Below are 5,860 nucleotides of genomic sequence, written 5' to 3'. Positions count from 1 at the left end.
GCGTCATTCGTAAGGCGATCAAGAACCGGAAGATTTTTCGGACTGATGAGTCAGTCATGAAGGTAATCTATCTGGCCATGGAAAAAGCTTCCGAGAAATGGACCATGCCGATCAGGAACTGGAAAGCAGCCATGAACCGGTTTGAAATTATGTTTCCTGACCGGTTCAAGGAGTAATAGTTTTGGTGGCGTTTACACAGAATTATTTACAGGCTCTGCATGGACTGGAGAATCCGCCCCTTGCTTAAAACGGCCTGTTTCCACATCGTATAACTTTGCCTGCGCTGGATATACCCTGACTAACTCAAGCCTCGTACTTCTATTGACAGCTTTTTTTTGATCTGGAGTTAAAAGATCTTCCATGGAGATGGCATCCGACTTTTTAGTGCTTATAGCACTGGAGCATAATCCAGAAGGGCCTGCGACTTCTTCTTTGATAGGGGACATCTTTGCAACAGGACGGCTGTTTTTTTTCTGCTTACGGCTGAAACCTGGCTCAGTGACAGACTCACATTCGACTCCGTAGAAGGAACCTGAATCGGAGCTTAGCGTTTGGCTGCCTCCATAAGCAGAATCTGATTTCTGGCTGCAGCTTTCCCGATCAACAGCGTCTGAATTTTGTGTTTCACTACCCGGACCTTTACCGGCTTTTTTAGAATCGCTGCTTTGACAAAAGCGTGTCAATAAAACACCTGCAATAGCCAAAGCTATAAAAAATATTCCAGCACCATATAACCCTCCAGTACCGGAAGAGTCATTACTATCTTGAGCTGAGGCAGTAGAGATAACATTTTGCAACACTTCAGTCATATTTTTAACAACGGTTAAATTTAACGAAGATGTTGAGATATGCTGAGTGTCATTTACAGGTAGTGTCGTATTATTTGGCAAACTTAAATACCCAGCACCAGTAAGAAAAATGAGTGTAACCCCAAAAAGAGCTAAGCACCCCCCTCCACATATCGCCTCAATCGTTTTTTCAGGCTTTTTACCAAGACAAATTTCTTTACAATCAGCTTGAGAAACATCTCGCTGAGGGATAGTTTTACTGTCACTCTGGAATTCATGCTTCTCAATCGGTTCAGTTTCATAGCCAACAGCGGCACCTGAATCAGCCTTTAACACTACCCTGGTTTCAGTAAACCCTATAGCCTCAGTGGAGGATTGTGAAGATGTTGCCTTCAGAATCCCTCGAATACCAGCAGCAGGACTTTGCGCTGATAATGGCTGCTGGCTACCTGGTACAGCACCAATAGTCTGTTGATGCTGTACTTGATTACCTGAAACTGCGTCTGTAATGCCCATAGTGCGTTATATACCTGATGATCAATTTTATTATTCATGAAATAAGAACGGCGAGAAGCTGGAAGGCCAAATAATACTCACCAAAGTGCATTCATCAAAGAAGCCTTTTCAGTTGAGGAACAATTTATCTAGATTTCTTCTTTCACTTCAGTAATTTTTAAACAAAGGTAAAAATATTTAAAAGCACTTATAAGGAATGCCCCCAATACTATATTTCATAAAGGTAAGTTAACAATAAGACCTAGCTGCTAGTTTAATCAAATAAGCAGGGAAAGGCTCATTTTTCCTTAATAAAAGTTTAAGCCTTTGATAGACTATTTTTCCTGACTAATCGATTAATCAGTATATTAACCAAACCACTCAGCCTTGACTTCCTGCCTTTTCTATTCCATTAAAATATTTATCTACTGACTGACATAGGTTAATAAAAGTCTGATTTCACAGATTTCCAGTTACTACCAAATACAACGAAGTAGGACTAAATTAATGCTTATATTGCTTTGTACTGAAGGCGATTCATATTATAGAGCTATGCTTGGCTTATTATAAGCCACTATCTCCCCCCCCTTACTTTCTTGAGATATGCGCCCATTTCAGCTTATGGTTGACCGAGCATACTTCAAAGACGCAGGCACTCACCATGAATATGAATAAAATTGGCATTATCGGCACTGGTTTTGTAGGTATGGCGGCAGCCTACTCCCTGTTTCAACAAAAACTGGCCAATCAAATTGTTCTAGTGGATAAAAACCACGACAGAGCTCATGGAGAAGCACTGGACTTAATGCATGGTCAGCCACTGGTCGGACGCTGCGAGGTCACCGCCGGTGACTTTTCCAGCCTGAAAGGCTCGGGAATCATCGTCATCTGCGCTGGTGTCAGTCAGTCCAGTCCGGATGAAAGCCGATTGCAACTGCTGCAGCGTAATATCAAAGTGTTTGAAACCATTGCCAGAGAGCTTGACCAGCACGCTCCGGAAGCCATGTTACTGATTGCCAGCAACCCGGTAGATATTCTCACCCATGCCATGCAAAGCCTGAGCCATCGCCCCAATAACCTGGTGATTGGTACCGGAACCCTCCTGGATACCTCCCGCTTTCGAACCCTTCTTGCCAGCCACTATGATGTCTCACCCCAGTCGATTCACGCTTATATTCTTGGGGAACATGGTGACTCTGAAGTCCCCGTATGGAGTTCAGCCTCCATTGCCGGGCTTGGCATCAAAGGCAATACGATTAATGGTCGTGAATACAATCAGGAAGCCCTGGCAGAAGTTGTCACCAGGGTCAGAAAAGCCGCTTACGAGATCATTGCCAACAAAGGCTACACCAACTGGGCTATTGGTCTGGTTATTGCCTATATCATTCGCATGGTACGCAATAATCAGAGAAGTGTTCTTCCGGTAACTGTGAGGCTCAATGGGGAATACGGCATTAGAGATATCTGCCTGAGCCTGCCAACCGTTATTGGCAGTGACGGGGTGGAGAATATTATTGCCCCTAAACTGGATGAAGAGGAACTGGCGGGAATTCAACACTCCGCAAACACCCTTAAGGCATCCATGGATCAGTTAGTGTAGGTTTGCCTGTTATAAGGCCTGTAAACCACAAAGATCACAAAGAACACAAAAAAGAGTTTTTTTTCCTTTGTGCTTTTCGTGATCTTTGTGGTTCAAAAAAAGTCCCGCAGAACTCTTCAGGTCATCCCTTCATATCGAGAACGAAGAACCACAGCCACAGGTAGACTTGGCATTCGGGTTTTTTACCAGAAAGCGAGAACCTTCCAGCCCCTCTTCGTAGTCAATCTCTGCCCCCACCAGATACTGGTAACTCAGGGAATCAACCACAACTGGTGCGCCATCTTTGATAATCAAGGTGTCATCATCAGCAAGATTACTGTCAAACGTGAAGCCGTACTGAAAACCGGAACAGCCTCCACCGGTGACATATACCCGGAGCCTTTGATTTTCTTCGGTCTCATCTGCCAGCAATTCACTTACCCTGCGGGCAGCAGCTTCCGTAACACTGATTGGCTCAGGTATCACTGTTTCTACTACGCTCATCGACCCTCCCGTGCCACTGTCATTGACTTATAACCAGTTAAGGCAGCGACCCGTTATTTACTCATCAGTCGGCTATTATCTGAGTAACCAACTGTTATAGTCAACTATCCGCGGCTTCAATCACTTCACCAGCGGGCATCTCTTCGTCAGAACGTTCCAGCAGAGGCTGAGGTCCGACAGGCACACCATTTGGGTGATGCTCAAGACTGCCATTAACCTGAGACCCTTTAGTCATCTCTATGACGCTGTAAAACACATTTCCGGTAATCACTGCCCTGGAAGCAAGCTCCAGATGTTCTTCGGCAAAAACATTACCACGAACATGACCATCAACTACCACACGCTGGACACGAACATCACCTTCAACACTACCATTATGAGCGATAGTCAACAGGCCCTGATCTGCCGAAACATTACCTTTAACGCGCCCTTCGATATGAACGGCACCGGAAAAGTGAATATCGCCGGTAATGATTGTTTCTGACGATATGAGAGTCGTACTGCCATGTTTATTCGCGACGTTACCCGCTGTTTTGCTCTTGCCGAACATCCGCTACCAGCTCCTTATCCCATTGATAAATTTGTTCAAAACTCTGTCTGATTCCGCTGGTGATCTGCACCATAACTTTGACCTCTGCCGGCTGAAACCCTTCCGGTATATTGAAATCAAGATACTCTCTGTCACTCGGCAGAGCCTGAAAGTAACGAAACCCCAAACGCGTTATTACCTGATCAGACTCTATCAGCTCCTGCAGTGGTATGATCTGAGCTTTGCCATCCTTCTCTCCAATCAGCGATACCGATAGCGTTCCTTTGAGAAACGGATTACTTCTCGCAACTTGGGAAATGACCAGCCTAAGGCGGTACTGACCGGATGCATTACCCTCAAGTAAACTGAATCCTGCCACCCGCACACCGGTCGACATATCTTCCGGAGCCAGAATGCTCTTGAAAAAGGTCAGTTCTTTATGCAGCTGCTCTTTCTCTTCCTCAAGCTTCTTCACTAACAAGCGGACATTATTGACCGCTTCGCGATCCATTTTGCTGGCACTTTCCAGAATTCCCAATCGCTGCCTGAGCTCGCTATTCTCTTCCTGCAAAACTCTGGCCCTGCTCTCCAAACTAATATTCTGCTGTTGCACCTGGTCCAGATTCTGGCCTGCATGGTTACCACCATACCAATAGGCAAAACCACCCAGCAAAGCAATAAATACCAAAAGAAAAATTCGAATTAACTGATCTCGTTTCGGGTCATGGCGTATAACCCTGAGTTTGCCACTGTCGGGATGCAAAGCTATCCACCTTTTCCTGACCATGACTCATGGCTCTATGCATAAGAGCCAATGAGCCAGCAACCTTCTGTCAACAGGGCCTGATTCAAGCCACTGTTATTACCGGAACCAGGGCCTATGACGTTCTGTTGCATGTTCCGCTAAACGTCAATAGCCCCTATGGCCATCCTGATTAAAAGGATGAGCCTTATTCTGAATAACTTTAACAGCGGGACTATACACAAGCCAAAAAAACATAACAAATAGGCCAAGAAATTTTCGTTTCTTCGTCAATATATTCAAGCCATCCAACTTAAGAAGCTGTTTGGCACAGGAAAAGGCCAGCGGTATGATGTAGGGGGCGTTACCAACTGGACATACAACCAGTTGATAACGCCCCCTAGTTATACCGTTCATCAACACTACCTTCTATCTATTTCATGCTCGATAAATGGACAACCCCACTGATTCAGCCACTGCTAAGGCGTGCAGCGTCAGGGTTGAAGCATCATGGCATCAAGCCGGATCAGATAACCATTACCGGCTTTCTGGTCGGCATAATATCAATCCCTTTGCTGGCTTTTGAGTACTACTCTCTGGCATTGTTGCTTATTCTTGGCAACCGGATTCTGGACGGTCTCGATGGGGCACTGGCAAGACTGAGCAGCCCCTCAGACGCAGGCGGATTTCTGGATATTACTCTGGATTTTATTTTCTATTCTGGCGTTGTCCTGGGGTTTGCCCTGGCATCACCGGCAAAGAATGCTTTAGCAGCCTGCGTCCTTCTTTTTTCATTTATGGGTACAGGAGCCAGCTTTCTTGCCTATGCCATCATGGCTGAGAAACATCAGCTGTCTGATCCAAACTTCAAGCATAAATCCCTGTATTACCTGTCGGGGCTGGCCGAAGGAACAGAAACCATTATGCTGTTTATTCTTTTCTGTCTGCTGCCTGATTATTTTCCGCAACTTGCCCTGATGTTTGCCGCCATATGCATGTTAACAGCGGCCATTAGAGTCTGGTCTGGTTACCACAGTATTAGTCTGGCAGAGAAAGAAAAACACCAGGATTCAGCCACATGAGGCTCCCTGGGAACCAGGGCTTACGCACGAGTATTCTCATTTGCATTTAGCGATTAACTTTAGCCAAGTTCTATTTCCACCGGATTACAGATATAGTCGCTGATTTTTGATCTCTAAATGCTTAAGCCTGCCCCTCTCATC

The 5,860-nt window shown here is 45.4% G+C and carries 6 protein-coding genes and 1 pseudogene; 3 read left to right on the top strand and 4 right to left on the bottom strand.

Annotated elements, in window-relative coordinates:
• A pseudogene (locus AK963_RS35870) lies at window positions 1-176 on the top strand (IS256 family transposase); the annotation flags it as partial.
• Between the two features lie 15 nt (window positions 177-191).
• Here the strand turns inward: AK963_RS35870 and AK963_RS24580 are convergent.
• Complete coding sequence (locus AK963_RS24580) at window positions 192-1,304, bottom strand: hypothetical protein (RefSeq protein WP_066018031.1); 1,113 nt, start codon at window positions 1,302-1,304, stop codon at window positions 192-194.
• Between the two features lie 640 nt (window positions 1,305-1,944).
• Here AK963_RS24580 and AK963_RS24575 point away from each other — a divergent pair.
• Complete coding sequence (locus AK963_RS24575) at window positions 1,945-2,883, top strand: L-lactate dehydrogenase (RefSeq protein ID WP_066018030.1); 939 nt, start codon at window positions 1,945-1,947, stop codon at window positions 2,881-2,883.
• A 129-nt stretch (window positions 2,884-3,012) separates the two neighbouring features.
• Here AK963_RS24575 and erpA read toward each other — a convergent pair whose 3' ends face one another.
• The 3 genes from erpA to AK963_RS24560 all read right to left on the bottom strand — a co-directional run bounded on the left by erpA (window position 3,013) and on the right by AK963_RS24560 (window position 4,658).
• A complete protein-coding gene (erpA, locus tag AK963_RS24570) occupies window positions 3,013-3,366 on the bottom strand; it encodes an iron-sulfur cluster insertion protein ErpA (protein ID WP_066018029.1) in 354 nt (117 codons plus the stop codon).
• A gap of 100 nt (window positions 3,367-3,466) precedes the next feature.
• A complete protein-coding gene (locus tag AK963_RS24565) occupies window positions 3,467-3,916 on the bottom strand; it encodes a bactofilin family protein (RefSeq protein ID WP_066018028.1) in 450 nt (149 codons plus the stop codon).
• Window positions 3,888-4,658 (bottom strand): DUF6776 family protein, encoded by a 771-nt coding sequence (locus AK963_RS24560; protein WP_066018027.1) that lies wholly within the window; start codon window positions 4,656-4,658, stop codon window positions 3,888-3,890. Before AK963_RS24560 ends, AK963_RS24565 begins: the two co-directional genes overlap by 29 nt.
• Before the next feature lie 419 nt (window positions 4,659-5,077).
• Between AK963_RS24560 and AK963_RS24550 the strand changes: the two genes are divergently transcribed.
• Complete coding sequence (locus AK963_RS24550; protein ID WP_066018025.1) at window positions 5,078-5,719, top strand: CDP-alcohol phosphatidyltransferase family protein; 642 nt, start codon at window positions 5,078-5,080, stop codon at window positions 5,717-5,719.
• Window positions 5,720-5,860 lie beyond the last annotated feature (141 nt).

Source organism: Endozoicomonas atrinae (genome assembly GCF_001647025.1).
Taxonomy (GTDB): Bacteria; Pseudomonadota; Gammaproteobacteria; order Pseudomonadales; family Endozoicomonadaceae; genus Endozoicomonas; species Endozoicomonas atrinae.
Note: the sequence above shows the minus strand (reverse complement) of the source record. Positions and strands in the feature narration are given on the sequence as shown.